The organism is Pseudomonas sp. GW821-FHT05H12, assembly GCF_059419385.1.
This window is the reverse complement of the sequence record NZ_JBWKRS010000068.1, coordinates 1-14,142: the sequence shown is the minus strand read 5'-3', so window position 1 is coordinate 14,142 and position 14,142 is coordinate 1. Positions and strand designations below refer to the sequence as shown.

Genomic DNA, 14,142 nt, shown 5'->3' with positions numbered 1-14,142 from the left:
CCCCCCCCCCCCCCCCCCCCCCCCCCCCCCCCCCCCCCCCCCCCCCCCCCCCCCCCCCCCCCCCCCCCGCTCCCACACTGATTTGCGTCTTAGCTGTTAGATCAACGGCTCATCCGACTTCTTGTTCTTCCAGCCATCATTGCCCGGCAGCAGCAGGTTCAAACCAATCGCCACCACCGCACACAGGGCAATGCCCTTGAGGCCGAAATCATCCGGGCCGGTGCCGGTGCCAACCAGCACACCGCCAATCCCGAACACCAGCGTCACCGACACAATCACCAGGTTGCGGGCTTCGCCCAGGTCGATCTTGTGGCGGATCAGCGTGTTCATCCCCACCGCGGCAATCGAGCCGAACAGCAGGCACAGAATTCCGCCCATCACTGGCACCGGAATGCTCTGCAGCAACGCGCCGAACTTACCGATAAACGCCAGGCTGATGGCAAAGATGGCCGCCCAGGTCATGATCTTCGGGTTGTAGTTCTTGGTCAGCATTACTGCACCGGTCACTTCGGCGTACGTGGTGTTCGGCGGGCCGCCGAACAGGCCGGCTGCCGTGGTGGCGATGCCGTCACCCAGCAGGGTGCGGTGCAGGCCGGGCTTCTTCAGGTAGTCGCGACCGGTCACGCTGCCCACCGCAATCACGCCACCAATGTGTTCAATCGCCGGGGCCAGGGCCACGGGGACGATAAACAGGATGGCCTGCCAGTTGAATTCCGGCGCGGTGAAGTGGGGCAGGGCGAACCACGGCGCGGCGGCGATCTTTGCCGTGTCGACCACACCAAAGTAGAACGACATGGCAAAACCGACCAGCACGCCGGAGATGATCGGCACCAGGCGGAAAATGCCTTTGCCGAACACCGCCACGATCAACGTGGTCAGCAGCGCCGGCATCGAGATCATCATCGCCGTCTGGTAATGGATCAGCTCGCTGCCATCACCGGCCTTGCCCATCGCCATATTGGCCGCAATCGGTGCCATGGCCAGGCCAATGGAGATGATCACCGGGCCGATGACCACAGGGGGCAGCAACCGGTCGATAAATCCGGTGCCCTTGATCTTCACCGCCAGGCCCAGGAAGGTATAAACGAAACCGGCCGCCATCACCCCGCCCATGGTCGCGGCGAGGCCGAACTGGCCCTTGGCGAGAATGATCGGCGTGATGAACGCAAAGCTCGATGCCAGGAACACCGGCACCTGCCGGCCTGTCACCACCTGGAACAACAACGTGCCCAGGCCGGCGGTGAACAGTGCAACGTTTGGATCAAGACCTGTGATCAGCGGCATCAACACCAGCGCGCCAAATGCCACAAAGAGCATTTGTGCGCCAGACAGGATCTGGCGCCAAAGCGGGTCGTTGAATTCATCCTGCATGCTCACGCGTCCTTCTGCTTGGTGCCGAAGATCTTGTCACCGGCATCGCCCAGGCCCGGGATGATGTAGCCGTGCTCGTTCAGACGCTCATCAATGGACGCGGTGTAGATCTGCACGTCCGGATGGGCTTTCTCGACAGCGGCGATACCTTCCGGCGCGGCGACCAGCACCATGGCACGGATGTCCTTGCAGCCGGCTTTTTTCAGCAGGTCGATGGTGGCAACCATGGAACTGCCGGTGGCGAGCATCGGGTCGATGATCATGGCCAGGCGCTCGTCGATCTCCGGGACGAGTTTTTCCAGGTAGGTGTGGGCTTCCAGCGTCTCTTCATTGCGGGCCACGCCGACGGCGCTGACCTTGGCGCCCGGGATCAGGCTGAGGACGCCTTCGAGCATGCCGATACCGGCGCGCAAAATAGGCACCACGGTGATTTTCTTACCGGCGATCTTCTCGACCTGGACGGGACCGGCCCAACCGGGGATCTCGTAGGTTTCCAGGGGCAGATCCTTGGTGGCTTCGTAGGTGAGCAACGCTCCGACTTCCTGAGCAAGCTCACGGAAATTCTTCGTGCTGATGTCGGCGCGGCGCATAAGGCCGAGTTTGTGTCGGATCAGCGGGTGGCGGATCTCGCGAGTGGGCATGGGAAAGGCTCCGGCGGCGGGCAAAAAAACCGGCCTAGATTAATCTATCCGAGGGTGTTGTCCTATAGACATCTAGTACGTTAGTCCATTAAGGCTTGCTCGGAGCGCACGAGAAGCGTACCTTCGCCCGCTTTTCTTGCCACAGCACCCCCTTGGAGAGCGCCATGTCCGCTGATCTTGAGCATATCCGTCAAATCATGCGTGAGGCTGACTGCCTGTACACCGAAGCGCAAGTCGAAGCAGCGATCGCCGAGGTCGGCGCACACATTACTCGCGAAATGGCCGACACCAACCCGGTGGTCTTCTGCGTGATGAACGGCGGCCTGATTTTCGCTGGCAAATTGCTGACCCACCTGCAATTCCCGCTGGAAGCGTCCTACCTGCACGCCACCCGTTATCGCAACGAGACCAGCGGCGGCGACCTGTTCTGGAAAGCCAAGCCGGAAGTTTCGTTCATTGACCGTGACGTGCTGATCATCGATGACATCCTCGACGAAGGTCACACCCTGGGTGCGATCATCGACTTCTGCAAACACGCCGGCGCGCGCAAAGTGCACACCGCCGTGCTGATCGATAAAGACCACGACCGCAAGGCCCGCCCAGACCTGAAAGCCGATTACGTGGGCCTGCCCTGCATCGATCGCTACATCTTCGGTTACGGCATGGACTACAAAGGCTACTGGCGCAACGCCAACGGTATCTACGCCGTCAAAGGGATGTAAGCCATGACCCGCTTTCTTGATCAGGCGCTGTTTGCCGAATTGGCCGAGAAAGCGGGCGCGAACCCCCGTGGCCGGACCCATCACAACTTCCACCAGATGGAAGAGCCCTGCCATCGCATGGCGGTTGGGCTGCAACCCAACACCTATGTGCCACCTCATCGGCACCTGAGTGCTGACAAGGCAGAAACGTTGCTGGTGCTTCAGGGCAGCCTGGGTTTGCTGGTGTTCAGCGAAACCGGCGAAGTGATTGCCAAGCGCGTGATGCGGGCCGGTGGCGACTGCTCCGGCGTGGATCTTGCGCCCGGGGTTTTCCATGGCCTGGTGGTGCTTGAGCCCAACACGGTGATGTTCGAATGCAAGGCCGGTCCTTATCGGCCGGTGGGCGAGGGCGAGCAGCCTGAGTGGGCGCCTCGTGAAGGCGATGCCGGCGTGGCCGAGTATCAACGCTGGATGCTTGCCCAGTTCGATTGAGCTACAGTGCTCGGCCACCTTCTCTGGAGCGGCCCATGAGCCTGTTGATACGCACTTGCGCCGCCCTGGCGCTGACCCTCAGCCTGCCGTTGGCGGCTGCGCCGGCGGTGATGCACAGCCAGTTTTTGCCGCCCGACGACCTGACTCTGCGCGCAGAGGCTGCCGACCAGCAGCAACTGCTGCAAGTGACCGAGTACGCGGTTGTCGTCGGCAACCAGCGTCAATCCACCCAGCAACCGATTCCGGTGACGTCGCCATTGATGATCCGCCTCAAGGGTAAATCCCTGAACAAGGGCGCGACCATCGCCCAAGTGGTGCTCAATTTCGATGCCGAAAGCAAAAGCCTCAAAAAGCCGGCCTACGACGACAAGACCAAAACCCTGACCTTGTCCTACCCCGTGGCCCAGTACCGGGTGATTGTCGACTTGCTGCGCAATGAGACGGTGTATGTGCAATTCCTCAGCTATGCCAACGGACATATCTGGGCGGACTTGCATACCGGCGCTGTTCGCGCCAAGTAATCAAGCGACGCAGCGGTCAGTGTAGGAGCTGGCTTGCCAGCGATAGCGGCGGATCATCTGGCCCATTTGTTACTGACCCACCGCTATCGCCGGCAAGCCAGCTCCTACAGGTGTGTTTGGTTGTTTTCGAAGGTGGTGTCCGGCAGGTAGACTTCAAGCCCCGTGTAAATGTCTGCAGGCTGGAGTCGGTAATGCGTAAAGATAAGAAACAGGTGATTGGTGACGAGATCGGCGACGACCAGATCAAATTGTTCCTGGACTTCGAACCGGTTGATGCGACGTCGCCGTCCCTGCACAAACTGATCAAGGCCTACCGTGGCCTGCGTATCGACGATTTCGAGCGGTTCCTGGGCTTCTTCAAGGAAGCGGGCCTGGACCTCGATGGCAAGGACGAGCATGGCCAGACCTTCGTCGACCTGATCAAGGACCAGCGCAACGCGGACGAGTACATCGAGCTGATCGAAAACGCTCGCGGCTGATTATCCGAGGCATAAAAAAACGCCCCGTTCTCATGCAGAGAGCGGGGCGTTTTTTATTGCGTCAACGCTTCAAGCGTAGCTCTCGGTCTCGGCGGCAGGCTCAACCAGCTCCAGGCTGATGTTGTTCTGCGCGTTGATCTTGCGATACAGCTCGGCGTCCGTTTCGAGGACTTTTTCCCGCGCCGGGAAGATCTCGTGCAGCTTGGCTGCCCACTCACCCGCGGCTTTTGCCGGGAAGCACTTCTCGATCAGTTCCAGCATGATCGAAACGGTCACCGAAGCACCCGGAGAGGCGCCCAGCAGGGCGGCCAGCGAGCCGTCCTTGGCCGCGACCAGCTCGGTGCCGAATTGCAGCACGCCGCCTTTTTTCGGGTCTTTCTTGATGATCTGCACCCGTTGGCCGGCCACTTCCAGGCGCCAGTCTTCAGCTTTGGCCTCCGGGTAGAAGCGACGCAGGGATTCCAGGCGCTGTTCCATCGACTGGCGCACTTCGCTGACCAGGTACTTGGTCAGGTCCATGTTGTCGCGGGCCACGGCCAGCATCGGGCCGATGTTGCCGGCGCGGATCGACATTGGCAGGTCAAGGAACGAACCGTGCTTGAGGAACTTGGTGGTGAAACCGGCGTAGGGCCCGAACAGCAGGGATTTCTTGCCATCGACCACGCGAGTGTCCAGGTGCGGCACGGACATCGGCGGCGAACCCACGGCGGCCTGGCTGTAGACTTTGGCCTGGTGGTGCTTGACCACGTCCGGATTGTCGCAACGCAGCCACTGGCCGCTGACCGGGAAACCGCCAAAACCTTTGCTTTCTTCGATACCCGACGCTTGCAGCAGCGGCAAGGCCGCGCCACCGGCGCCGAGGAACACGAACTTGGCGTCCACTTCACGGCTGTTGCCGCTGTTGACGTCCTTGATGCTCACGGTCCAGCCGGCGCCGTTGCGCTTGAGGCCGGTCACGCGCTTGCTGTACTTGACCTGGGCGTCTGGCGAGCTGGTCAGGTGGCTGAGCAGCTGGTTGGTCAGGGCGCCGAAGTTCACGTCGGTGCCATTCATCACACGGGTGGCCGCGATTTTTTCGTCGAGCGGGCGGCCCGGCATCATCAGGGGCATCCACTCGGCCATCTCGCTGCGGTCTTCGGTGTAGTGCATGTCCGAGAATGCGTGGTGCTGGCTGAGGGTCTCAAAGCGCTTCTTGAGGAAGGAAACGCCTTTGTCGCCCTGTACGAAGCTCAGGTGTGGCACCGGGCTGATAAAGGACTTGGACGAGCCAAAGGTGCCCTTTTTGGTCAGGTACGCCCAGAACTGCTTCGACACCTCGAACTGGGTGTTGATGTGCACGGCTTTCTTGATGTCGATGGAACCATCGGCGGCCTGCGGCGTGTAGTTCAGCTCACACAGCCCGGCATGGCCGGTACCGGCGTTGTTCCACGGGTTGGAACTCTCCGCGGCACCCGAATCCATCAGCTCAACGACTTCCAGCTTGAGGCCGGGGTCGAGCTCTTTGAGCAGTACGGCCAGGGTGGCACTCATGATGCCGGCCCCTACCAGTACTACGTCGACTGCTTCGTTATGCGCCATTTAACGCGTCTCCAAAATCTGCAGCACCAAATTGACGGCATGGCTGCCAGGAGTGACGGGGCGGTTCACGTGTTGCCCCAGGTTACCCATGGCCAGGATCGCCATGTCCGATTCGCAATTCTTTGCACCTTCAGCACACGCTTCCTGCCGGGCTAATCTGCCTATGAACGCATTCATGGGCGCCTGTGGCAATTCGACTTATGGTCAAAGCGTGTGATTCGTGCAACCAATCCGTAGCGGACAGGCTCAAGCTCCGGTTGTTGAGGCGTGCTCGGTCCTGTGTGGTTGGGCTGTTCCAGACGCTGATGATGCTTGTACAAACGCCAAACTATTCATTTGCTCGCCACACTCTTGTGAAGTTGTGAAAACCCGTTTTTTCACGCTCTTTTGAAGACGTGAACCTCAAAAAAGGGCTGCCCCAGCCTGGCACCTGGCCCGGTTACCTTGCCGACACGCGGCAAAAACGGGCAAACAACACAAGTGGCCGAGCGCAATGGCAGCTCTGGCAGATGCGATATAAAGAGGGGTGGTTTGCAACGACAGCAGCAAGCACGCCAGCTCTATTCGATCTGTGTGGGCGGCTCTCTGTGGGCGATTGGGGAGTTAATACCGAGGCATTAACGATGCTGCGAGGCCCGATCAGGAGACGTCCTTATAATCGGGGGGAGATTGTAGCGAAGAACGCTAGGGAAATGGGCGTGTTTTATGACTTTTATTAAGGCTTTGGTCAGGAAGCCAGCGCGTGACGCGGGTGCCCGTGCGTCGCCATCGAATTCACCCGGGCGCTGGCCGGCAGCGGACGGTGCATCCAGCCCAGGTGGGTCTCTGCCACTTCCACCCAGCCTTCGCCGACGGGAGGCTGGCTGCACTGTTTGAACGCCAGGCAATGGCCGTGCACGTCAAGCAAGGCATAGTGGCGATGACGGGCGTTGGGCATGAACAGCGATTTGAGAAGGCGCATGGCTTTGTACCTATTTCGTTACATGCTCGAAGGTTGCCAGTGTGCCATGACATTGAAATGACGGATTTATGCAAAATTGTAATTTCAACCCGGCTTCAGCTGCCGTTCAGGATGGCTGGTGAGTGGCGTGCGAGCACCGTTATACTGCTGGCCTGTTTGCGCCTAGTCCTGGAGAAATGAGTATGTTGCAACGCCTGTTGTTCGGTTTGATCACTGTGACCAGTTTGACCCTGGTTGGCTGCGCCAACAGCCCGCAACAACTCAGCCCAGAGCCGAAAGTGACCTCGCAGTTGGCGCCTGTCGGGCATGGTCAGCCGGTGTCGGTGCGTGTGGTCGATGGCCGTCCGTCGCCTACCCTTGGTTCGCGCGGTGGCTTGTACCCTGAAACCGCTTTGGTTTCTGTGAATGCCCAGGACGTACTGCCCAAGCTTCAGGCTCAGGCGGAAGCCGCCGTACGCCTGCTGGGCTTCACGCCAAGCCCCAATGCGCCGGGTGCGCCGCAGCTGACCATCACCCTGGCCGAGCTGAAGTACCAGTCGCCTAAAGAAGGCCTGTACGTCACCGAAGCGTCCATTGGCGCCACCTTCAAGTCCGACGTCACCGCCGGCACCCGCCGCTACAGCGGCCGTTACGGTGCGTCCCTGAACCAGCGTTTTGGCATGGCGCCGAACCAGGAAACCAACACCAAGCTGGTCAGCGACGTGCTGAGTGACGCCTTGACCCGCCTGTTCAAAGACCCAAGCATCGGCCAACTGCTCAGCTCGCAGTAACCGCTTATAAAAAAACCGGGCTCAGTGATGAGCCCGGTTTTTTTACGCCTGTAGCCTTCATGCAGCCGTTTCGACATAAAAGTCCAGCACACTCACGCCAGTGAGCAGGTCCTGCTCCGGCAGGTCGGCATGCTGGTGCCCGCCGAGCGCGCAATACACCAGCCAATGACGGTCTTGAACGTTGAAGGCGAGGCCGCCGACCAGTGCTTCCTGCTCATCGCTTTGAGCAATCAGATACAGCCGATCCTGGTTTTGCGCGTGCAGCATGACAAGCTCCTGAACGTTCGAAGGGCAACAGAGTGGCTTGTTAAGGTGACGTTCAGGTGACGATGTAAATTACTGGATACATTAGCCGTTAATGGGGGACGGAGCGGGTAGGCGCAGGAGGCGACTATCGTTCAGGTTTGTATCTGAACTGATACCTGGATACTGATTCACCGAGGTTTGCGATGGCGCTGCCCGCACTGTTGATCAATGCTGTTGCCTTGTTGGTGGCCTGCCCGGCTGCCGCGCTGTTGTTTATTACCCGCCTGCGCGAGCAGCGAGCGATGGCCGACCTGACCGCCCAAAGCGAAGATCGCGCGATCGACCAGCCCATGCTGTTTCTGGATGTGCGCACCGAACGGGCGCATCGGTTGGCTTACCGCATCGGGTTCGCCTGCCTGGGCCTGGCGCTGGCCGTTTCCTGGATCAGCACCCGCCTGTAAGAACACTGCAAAACAACTGTGGGAGCTGGCTTGCCTGCGATGGCATCGCCTCGGAGCCACTGATGCACCGAGGCGCCTGAATCGCAGGCAAGCCAGCTCCCACAGTTTGAATCGGTGTTTACAGAGGGATCCCCGCCTTCACCCGATACTGATTGCGCACGGGCGTTGCATATTGCACCACCAGGAACGGCCGGTGCTCGGCCGGGCACTCGTTCAAGCGTCGCTCCCATTCCGCCTTGGCCTTGGCCAGTTCATCCGCCGGGAATACCTCGGCTGCCGTCGGCACCTGCAATTGCGGGTCGGCGTCGCTCCACTGTGCGTAAGCCAGGTAGTGCACCGGGAACAACCGATAACCGCCGAGAATCTGGCGGTCCATTTCCACCGCCAGCAACTTGGTGTCTTCGAAGCGCTCGGTGATCGGCGGCGCAAAGTTCACGTGCACGCGGCCCTTGTAGCCGGTGATGCCCAGCGCAATGCTCACGTCGTCTTCACCCGGCGCCTTGCTGTAGGTGCCGGTGGTGGCGCGGATGTACAGCTCGCGGGCCTTGGCTGAATCGCACGGGTCATATTCGTAGCTGATGGACACCGGCGTCAGGTTCAGCGATTGGATCACCTCGGCAAACGGCTCGTCCTTGCGGCTGACGTGGAACATCTTGAGGATCGCCGACTCGGTGCGATCATCCCCATCCTTGGCACGGCCTTCGGCCTGGGCGATCCAGATCGACGCACCGTCGTTGCGGATCGAATGGTTGATGTAGGCCGACAGCAATTGGTAAGCCGCCATCTTCTCCTTTCGCCCGGTGATCGAGCGGTGCACGATGAAGCTTTTGTTCAGGCGCATCAGGTCGCTGACAAACGGCTTTTGCAGCAGGTTGTCGCCAATGGCGATGCGCGGCGTCGGCAGGCCGGCGTGGTACACGGCGTAGTTGACGAAGGCCGGGTCCATCACGATGTCGCGGTGGTTGGCGAGGAACAGGTAGGCGGTGCCCGACTTGAGCTGCTCGACCCCGGTGTAGGTCACGCCGTCGGTCGCACGGTCGATGGTGTGGTCGACGTAATACTCGACTTTGTCCTGCAGCGTGGCCACGGTGGTGACGCCGGCGAACTCACGGCGCAGTTTGCGGGCGATCATCGGCTTGAGCAGCCAGCCCAGGGCGCCGGCAAAGCGCGGGAAGCGGAAGTGGGTCAGGATGTCCAGAAAGGCCTTGTCACTGAACAGACGTGCCAGCACTGCCGGGACTTCGCTGTCGTTGTAAGGTCGGATGGTATCGAATTCGCCCATCATGCTCTCTTGTTAGAAACGGCTAGGGTAAGTAAAGGAAATACCAGGGTGCGGCCCGAGTAATGGGCTCGGCCGAAAATAGCCCTGTAAATAGACCGGCGATTATACGCACAAGTCACCTTGGAGGCTGCGATGCTGGAAAACGCGACGTACGATTGTCCTTATTGTGGTGAAGCGGTTGATACAACGGTGGACCTGTCCGGAGGGGATCAGACCTACATAGAGGACTGCCAGGTGTGTTGCAAGCCGATCGTTTTTAATCTGCAGGTCCACGGGGATGAGTGGATGCTTGAAACCCGTACTGAAAACGACTGACAGGTACGCCCATGCAGCGAATCTACGAACCGGAAAACCTGATGGAGGGCGAGCTGCTGCAGCAGATGCTCGCCAGCGAGGGCATCGAGGCGCACCTGGTGGGCCGCCATTTGCTCGGCGGCACCGGTGAACTGCCGATTTTCGGCCTGTTGGGCCTGGAAGTGGATAACGACTGTGCGGTCTACGCACGCGAGCTGATCACTGCCTATATTGGCGCCCAGCCCATGCCCGGTGATGAACCCGACAGCTTCCCCGACGTGCTGGTCTGTTAGGCTGTCACTCGGTTTACCCCAAGAGTCGTGTTGCCCCATGTGTGGACGTTATGCACTGTTTCGCTGGAACCCTGCCTTTGCTGCCTTGCCGGGCTTTCCAGCCGACCAGCAAGCCCAGTGGAACATTTCCCCGAATGATTCGGTGCTGATCCAGCGCGCCACCGACGGCCAGCGCACCTTGGCCCGTGCGCGCTGGGGGCTCACGCCGCCTTGGCTGACGGACCTTTCCCGCACGCCCGCCCACGCACGCGCCGAAACCCTGGCCGAGCAGCCGATGTTTCGCGAGGCCTTTCGCCAGCGCCGTTGCCTGTTGCCCGCCAATGGCTTCTACGAGTGGCGCGGCACCCAGCGCAAGCGCCCGTATTGGCTGACGCCGGGGGAGGGGTCCACGCTGTTTTTTGCGGCGATCTGGGAAGCCTATCCGGTGCAGGAGCAAGTGTGGCTGAGCACCGCGGTGGTGACGCAGGCGGCACAGAGTCAGCGGCGGCCGCTGATCCTGGATGCGGCGGGGCAGGAGGCCTGGTTGAATCCGGAAACGCCGTTGCATGCCTTGCAAGCGTTGCTGGCCAGTGAGCCCTTCGCATTGCGCGAGCGGGTATTGGCCAATATGGTTAATGATCCCAAGCTCAACGGGCCGGAGTGCCTGACCCCGGCCTAGCGGTCGACTCCACTGGCCTCATCGCAGGCAAGCCAGCTCCCACACTTGATGTGTGAACACATTCAAATGTGGGAGCTGGCTTGCCTGCAATAGGGCCCTCAAGATCGCCGCAAATCTCAGACCTTGAACTGGTTGATCAGCCGCCGCTGCTGCTCCGCCAACTTGGTCAAATCCGCACTGGCCGCACTGGACTCATCCGCGCCGCCCGCCACTTCATTGGCCACCTGGCCGATATTGATCACGTTGCGGTTGATGTCTTCGGCCACTGCGCTTTGCTCCTCGGCCGCGCTGGCGATCTGGGTGTTCATGTCGTTGATCACCGACACCGCCTGAGTAATCGTCTCCAGCGCCTCGGCCGCCTTGGCCGCGTGTTGCACGCTTTCATCGGTACGGTTCTGGCTGTCTTCCATCACCCGCACCACGTCCCGCGTGCCCTGTTGCAGCTGCTGGATCATGGCCTGGATTTCTTCGGTGGCCTTCTGGGTTTTCTGCGCCAGGTTGCGCACTTCATCAGCCACTACGGCAAAACCACGGCCCTGCTCGCCGGCCCGCGCCGCCTCGATGGCGGCGTTGAGCGCAAGCAGGTTGGTCTGCTCGGCAATCCCGCGGATGGCGGTGAGGATGGCGTTGATGTTCTCGCTGTCCTTGGCCAGGGTTTGCACAACGCCTACGGCCTTGCCGATTTCCTCGGCGAGGGCGCCGATGGAGGTGGAGGTGTCGCGCACGATGCGCATGCCCTGGCTCGCCGCCTGGTCGGCATGGCTGGCGGCCTGAGCGGCCTGGGTGGCGTTGCGCGCTACGTCCTGCGCAGTGGCGGTCATCTCATGCACAGCGGTCGCGACCTGGTCGATCTCCACCATCTGTTTATGCACGCCCTGGTTGGTGCGAATCGCGATGTCGGCGGTGTGCTCCGACGAGTCGCTGACCTTCTGCACCGAACTCACCACCTGGGTGATCATGCCCTGCAGCTTGATCAGGAAAGTGTTGAAGCCTGTGGCAATCGCGCCCAGTTCATCGGCGCGATCGCTGGTCAGGCGGCGGGTCAGGTCGCCTTCGCCCTGGGCGATGTCATTGAGCATGGCCACCATTTGCTTGAGTGGGCGGGCGATACCGTGGCCCACCAGCCAGATCACCAGCAAGCCGATGCCGGCTATAAGCAGGCCGACCATGGCCATGCCGAAGGTGTCGGTCTTGCGTTGGGCTTGCAGGTCGCTTTGCAGTTTCTGCGAGTCGGCCATCACCGCACTGAGCGGCAGTTGCAGCATCAGGGTCCAGCGGGCTTCTGCCTGGCCAATATTGAACGGCAGGAACAGCTCGATGTGTCCGTGTTCCTTGTCGATGTCGTAGCGCACTTCGCCGACTTTCAATTGGCTGAGGTTGGCCAGTTCGTTGCTGTCGAGCAGGTCGGTGGCTTTTTCACCGAGCTTGCTGGCGTCCTTGGTGTAAGCCACCAGGCGCCCGTTGCTGGAGATCAGGGCCAATTCACCGGCACCGTTGTAGAGGTTCTGGTCGGCGCGGGTGAGCATTTCCTGGATGAAGTTCACCGACAGGTCGGCGCCGACGATGCCCTGGAAGGTGCCATCGATCATGATCGGTTCGATAAACGAGGCCAGCATCACCATGGCGTTGCCCACTTTATAAGGGGCAGGGTCGATGGCGCAGGGCTTCCTGGTTTCCTTGGAGCACAGGTAGTACTCACTGGCACGCACGCCGGTGGAGAGGATGTTCTGGTCGTTGACGTCAGCGAGCTTGTCCAGGCCCAGGCTGCCATCGGCGTTGCGATACCACCAGGGCAGGAAACGGCCGTCAGCGGCCATGCCGACGATGGGGCTGTTGATGTAGGCGGCGTCATTGTGGTCGATCGCGTTGGGTTCCCAGCCGATGTAGGCGCCGAGGATTTTCGGGTTACGCACCACGGTTTCATGCAGCAGGCCGATCAGCTGTTCGCGGCCGATCTGCAGGGCTGGCTCGCCCTTGGCGTCTTTCATGCCGAGCAGAGCGTTGGTGGTGGCCAGGCCCTTGGCAGTCACCAGGGGTGCTTCCAACTCACGCTGGATCAGCGTGGCCTGGGTTTGCGCCAGGGTGGTGAGGCGTTGTTCGATAATTTGCTCGAACTGCGCCTGGGTGCGTTCCTGCACCATCTCCTGGGTGCGTGCGCCGGCAAACAAGGCGTAGAGCACCAGCACTGCGACCACACTCAGCACGATGGCCCCGGTCAGTGCCGCGACAGAAAACTGAATCGACTTGAATTTCATGAACGCTCCGGACGCAGGGGGAGATTGGCTGCTTTTTTGTATCGGCCACGGGGTCGGGAGGCTTAAGGCTTGTCCTACAAAATAGTGCGGGGTGTCGCAAATGAGACTTTCGCTGCCGCAGTGGGCGTGTGGGATGTATCCGAAATTCAGCGGTTACACGTCTGGTGTATCTGGCGCCGATACAATTGACCGCCTACGATACGCGGCATGTTTTCAGGGAGCGTGTTCATGAAGAAGTCTTGGGCGGTAAGTGGGTTGGTTACGGCGTTGCTCATGGCGGGTTGCCAGGCGGTCAACACCACCAGCGGCGGCGCGGTGGGTGTTGAGCGCAAGCAATATATGTACAGCATGTTGTCGAGCCAGGAAGTCGACCAGATGTACGCGCAGTCCTATCAAAAGACCTTGACCGAGGCCAGTGGCAAGGGCGTTGTCGACAAGACCAGTGCCAATGCCAAGCGCGTGCAGGCGATTGCCAAGCGTTTGATTGTCCAGGTGCCGGCTTTCCGCCCAGATGCAGCGCAATGGCAATGGGAAGTGAACCTGATCAAGAGTGACGAGATCAACGCCAACTGCGGGCCGGGCGGCAAGATTTTTGTCTATAGCGGGCTGATCGAAACGCTCAAGCTGACCGATGATGAGTTGGCGGCGGTAATGGGGCATGAAATCGCCCACGCCTTGCGCGAACACAGCCGTGAAGCCATGTCCAAGGCATACGGTATCGAGATGGCCAAGCAGGGGGCCGCCGCGATCTTTGGCCTGGGTCAGGACAGCATGGCGCTCGGTGATGCAGCCGTTCAGTACGGCATGACCTTGCCCAACAGTCGCGCCAATGAAAACGAAGCTGACTTGATTGGTTTGGAGTTGTCCGCTCGTGCCGGCTACAACCCGAACGCAGCGATTACGCTGTGGAACAAAATGGCCAAGGCTTCGGAGGGTGCGCCTCCTGAGTTCATGAGCACACACCCGGCTTCCGACAGCCGAATCGCTTCGTTGCAGGCCGCGATTCCAAAAGTGATGCCGCTGTATCAGCAGGCCAAAAAATCCTGAGCCAGCGCCGCGTCCTGTGGGGGGGGGGGGGGGGGGGGGGGGGGGGGGGGGGGGGGGGGGGGGGGGGGGGGGGGGGGGGGGGGGGGGGGGGG

The 14,142-nt window shown here is 60.7% G+C and carries 17 protein-coding genes and 1 pseudogene; 10 read left to right on the top strand and 8 right to left on the bottom strand.

Annotation, left to right across the window (positions count from 1 at the left end; genetic code table 11):
* Positions 1–96: 96 nt before the first annotated feature.
* Positions 97–1,371 carry a uracil-xanthine permease family protein gene (locus tag AC07SU_RS30210; protein ID WP_176995069.1) on the bottom strand — a complete coding sequence of 425 codons (1,275 nt, stop codon included), beginning with the start codon at positions 1,369–1,371 and terminating at the stop codon, positions 97–99.
* 2 nt (positions 1,372–1,373) lie between these two features.
* On the bottom strand, positions 1,374–2,012 hold the full coding sequence (gene upp, locus AC07SU_RS30205; RefSeq protein ID WP_105520868.1) for a uracil phosphoribosyltransferase: 639 nt from the start codon (positions 2,010–2,012) through the stop codon (positions 1,374–1,376).
* A 164-nt stretch (positions 2,013–2,176) separates the two neighbouring features.
* Here upp and AC07SU_RS30200 point away from each other — a divergent pair, with 164 nt between their 5' ends.
* The 4 genes from AC07SU_RS30200 (at position 2,177) to AC07SU_RS30185 (ending at position 4,205) form a co-directional block, all read left to right on the top strand.
* Positions 2,177–2,734: a hypoxanthine-guanine phosphoribosyltransferase gene (locus tag AC07SU_RS30200; RefSeq protein ID WP_176995068.1), complete on the top strand. Its 558-nt coding sequence runs from the start codon at positions 2,177–2,179 to the stop codon at positions 2,732–2,734.
* A gap of 3 nt (positions 2,735–2,737) precedes the next feature.
* Entirely contained in the window at positions 2,738–3,205 is a 468-nt protein-coding gene (locus tag AC07SU_RS30195; RefSeq protein WP_494999178.1) for a WbuC family cupin fold metalloprotein, read from the top strand.
* Positions 3,206–3,240: 35 nt separating this feature from the next.
* A complete protein-coding gene (locus AC07SU_RS30190; protein ID WP_176995066.1) occupies positions 3,241–3,726 on the top strand; it encodes a hypothetical protein in 486 nt (161 codons plus the stop codon).
* 191 nt (positions 3,727–3,917) lie between these two features.
* Positions 3,918–4,205 carry a PA4642 family protein gene (locus tag AC07SU_RS30185; RefSeq protein ID WP_016976601.1) on the top strand — a complete coding sequence of 96 codons (288 nt, stop codon included), beginning with the start codon at positions 3,918–3,920 and terminating at the stop codon, positions 4,203–4,205.
* Between the two features lie 69 nt (positions 4,206–4,274).
* Here AC07SU_RS30185 and mqo read toward each other — a convergent pair whose 3' ends face one another.
* Positions 4,275–5,783: a malate dehydrogenase (quinone) gene (gene mqo / locus AC07SU_RS30180; protein ID WP_494999177.1), complete on the bottom strand. Its 1,509-nt coding sequence runs from the start codon at positions 5,781–5,783 to the stop codon at positions 4,275–4,277.
* Positions 5,784–6,510: 727 nt separating this feature from the next.
* On the bottom strand, positions 6,511–6,744 hold the full coding sequence (locus AC07SU_RS30175) for a hypothetical protein (RefSeq protein ID WP_176995064.1): 234 nt from the start codon (positions 6,742–6,744) through the stop codon (positions 6,511–6,513).
* 182 nt (positions 6,745–6,926) lie between these two features.
* On the opposite strand from AC07SU_RS30175, the gene AC07SU_RS30170 reads away from it, so the two are divergent.
* Entirely contained in the window at positions 6,927–7,514 is a 588-nt protein-coding gene (locus tag AC07SU_RS30170) for a YajG family lipoprotein (protein ID WP_176995063.1), read from the top strand.
* A 57-nt stretch (positions 7,515–7,571) separates the two neighbouring features.
* On the opposite strand, the gene AC07SU_RS30165 is transcribed toward AC07SU_RS30170, so the two are convergent.
* Positions 7,572–7,781: a hypothetical protein gene (locus AC07SU_RS30165; protein ID WP_176995062.1), complete on the bottom strand. Its 210-nt coding sequence runs from the start codon at positions 7,779–7,781 to the stop codon at positions 7,572–7,574.
* A 182-nt stretch (positions 7,782–7,963) separates the two neighbouring features.
* Here AC07SU_RS30165 and AC07SU_RS30160 point away from each other — a divergent pair, with 182 nt between their 5' ends.
* Positions 7,964–8,221 carry a hypothetical protein gene (locus tag AC07SU_RS30160; RefSeq protein ID WP_176995061.1) on the top strand — a complete coding sequence of 86 codons (258 nt, stop codon included), beginning with the start codon at positions 7,964–7,966 and terminating at the stop codon, positions 8,219–8,221.
* Between the two features lie 118 nt (positions 8,222–8,339).
* On the opposite strand, the gene AC07SU_RS30155 is transcribed toward AC07SU_RS30160, so the two are convergent.
* Complete coding sequence (locus tag AC07SU_RS30155; RefSeq protein WP_176995060.1) at positions 8,340–9,503, bottom strand: 1-acyl-sn-glycerol-3-phosphate acyltransferase; 1,164 nt, start codon at positions 9,501–9,503, stop codon at positions 8,340–8,342.
* Between the two features lie 132 nt (positions 9,504–9,635).
* Here AC07SU_RS30155 and AC07SU_RS30150 point away from each other — a divergent pair, with 132 nt between their 5' ends.
* The 3 genes from AC07SU_RS30150 to AC07SU_RS30140 are packed head-to-tail and all read left to right on the top strand — an operon-like array spanning position 9,636 to position 10,748.
* Complete coding sequence (locus AC07SU_RS30150; RefSeq protein ID WP_494999176.1) at positions 9,636–9,818, top strand: CPXCG motif-containing cysteine-rich protein; 183 nt, start codon at positions 9,636–9,638, stop codon at positions 9,816–9,818.
* Positions 9,819–9,829: 11 nt separating this feature from the next.
* Positions 9,830–10,090 (top strand): putative signal transducing protein, encoded by a 261-nt coding sequence (locus tag AC07SU_RS30145; RefSeq protein WP_494999175.1) that lies wholly within the window; start codon positions 9,830–9,832, stop codon positions 10,088–10,090.
* A gap of 37 nt (positions 10,091–10,127) precedes the next feature.
* Positions 10,128–10,748: an SOS response-associated peptidase gene (locus tag AC07SU_RS30140; protein ID WP_176995057.1), complete on the top strand. Its 621-nt coding sequence runs from the start codon at positions 10,128–10,130 to the stop codon at positions 10,746–10,748.
* 116 nt (positions 10,749–10,864) lie between these two features.
* On the opposite strand, the gene AC07SU_RS30135 is transcribed toward AC07SU_RS30140, so the two are convergent.
* Together AC07SU_RS30135 and AC07SU_RS30130 are read right to left on the bottom strand one after the other, a co-directional pair.
* Positions 10,865–11,608 (bottom strand): methyl-accepting chemotaxis protein, encoded by a 744-nt coding sequence (locus tag AC07SU_RS30135; RefSeq protein WP_372241323.1) that lies wholly within the window; start codon positions 11,606–11,608, stop codon positions 10,865–10,867.
* 114 nt (positions 11,609–11,722) lie between these two features.
* Positions 11,723–11,917 (bottom strand): annotated as a pseudogene (locus AC07SU_RS30130) (HAMP domain-containing protein); the annotation flags it as partial.
* Positions 11,918–13,231: 1,314 nt separating this feature from the next.
* Here AC07SU_RS30130 and AC07SU_RS30125 point away from each other — a divergent pair.
* A complete protein-coding gene (locus tag AC07SU_RS30125) occupies positions 13,232–14,050 on the top strand; it encodes a M48 family metallopeptidase (RefSeq protein ID WP_494999174.1) in 819 nt (272 codons plus the stop codon).
* Positions 14,051–14,142 lie beyond the last annotated feature (92 nt).

Coding starts and splice junctions, on each gene's coding strand:
- AC07SU_RS30135 (WP_372241323.1), bottom strand. CDS start 11,608: ATGGTGGAGATCGACCAGGTCGCGACCGCTGTGCATGAGATGACCGCC.
- AC07SU_RS30155 (WP_176995060.1), bottom strand. CDS start 9,503: ATGGGCGAATTCGATACCATCCGACCTTACAACGACAGCGAAGTCCCG.
- mqo (WP_494999177.1), bottom strand. CDS start 5,783: ATGGCGCATAACGAAGCAGTCGACGTAGTACTGGTAGGGGCCGGCATC.
- AC07SU_RS30185 (WP_016976601.1), top strand. CDS start 3,918: ATGCGTAAAGATAAGAAACAGGTGATTGGTGACGAGATCGGCGACGAC.
- upp (WP_105520868.1), bottom strand. CDS start 2,012: ATGCCCACTCGCGAGATCCGCCACCCGCTGATCCGACACAAACTCGGC.
- AC07SU_RS30145 (WP_494999175.1), top strand. CDS start 9,830: ATGCAGCGAATCTACGAACCGGAAAACCTGATGGAGGGCGAGCTGCTG.
- AC07SU_RS30170 (WP_176995063.1), top strand. CDS start 6,927: ATGTTGCAACGCCTGTTGTTCGGTTTGATCACTGTGACCAGTTTGACC.
- AC07SU_RS30165 (WP_176995062.1), bottom strand. CDS start 7,781: ATGCTGCACGCGCAAAACCAGGATCGGCTGTATCTGATTGCTCAAAGC.
- AC07SU_RS30195 (WP_494999178.1), top strand. CDS start 2,738: ATGACCCGCTTTCTTGATCAGGCGCTGTTTGCCGAATTGGCCGAGAAA.
- AC07SU_RS30125 (WP_494999174.1), top strand. CDS start 13,232: ATGAAGAAGTCTTGGGCGGTAAGTGGGTTGGTTACGGCGTTGCTCATG.
- AC07SU_RS30190 (WP_176995066.1), top strand. CDS start 3,241: ATGAGCCTGTTGATACGCACTTGCGCCGCCCTGGCGCTGACCCTCAGC.
- AC07SU_RS30210 (WP_176995069.1), bottom strand. CDS start 1,371: ATGCAGGATGAATTCAACGACCCGCTTTGGCGCCAGATCCTGTCTGGC.
- AC07SU_RS30175 (WP_176995064.1), bottom strand. CDS start 6,744: ATGCGCCTTCTCAAATCGCTGTTCATGCCCAACGCCCGTCATCGCCAC.
- AC07SU_RS30200 (WP_176995068.1), top strand. CDS start 2,177: ATGTCCGCTGATCTTGAGCATATCCGTCAAATCATGCGTGAGGCTGAC.
- AC07SU_RS30140 (WP_176995057.1), top strand. CDS start 10,128: ATGTGTGGACGTTATGCACTGTTTCGCTGGAACCCTGCCTTTGCTGCC.
- AC07SU_RS30160 (WP_176995061.1), top strand. CDS start 7,964: ATGGCGCTGCCCGCACTGTTGATCAATGCTGTTGCCTTGTTGGTGGCC.
- AC07SU_RS30150 (WP_494999176.1), top strand. CDS start 9,636: ATGCTGGAAAACGCGACGTACGATTGTCCTTATTGTGGTGAAGCGGTT.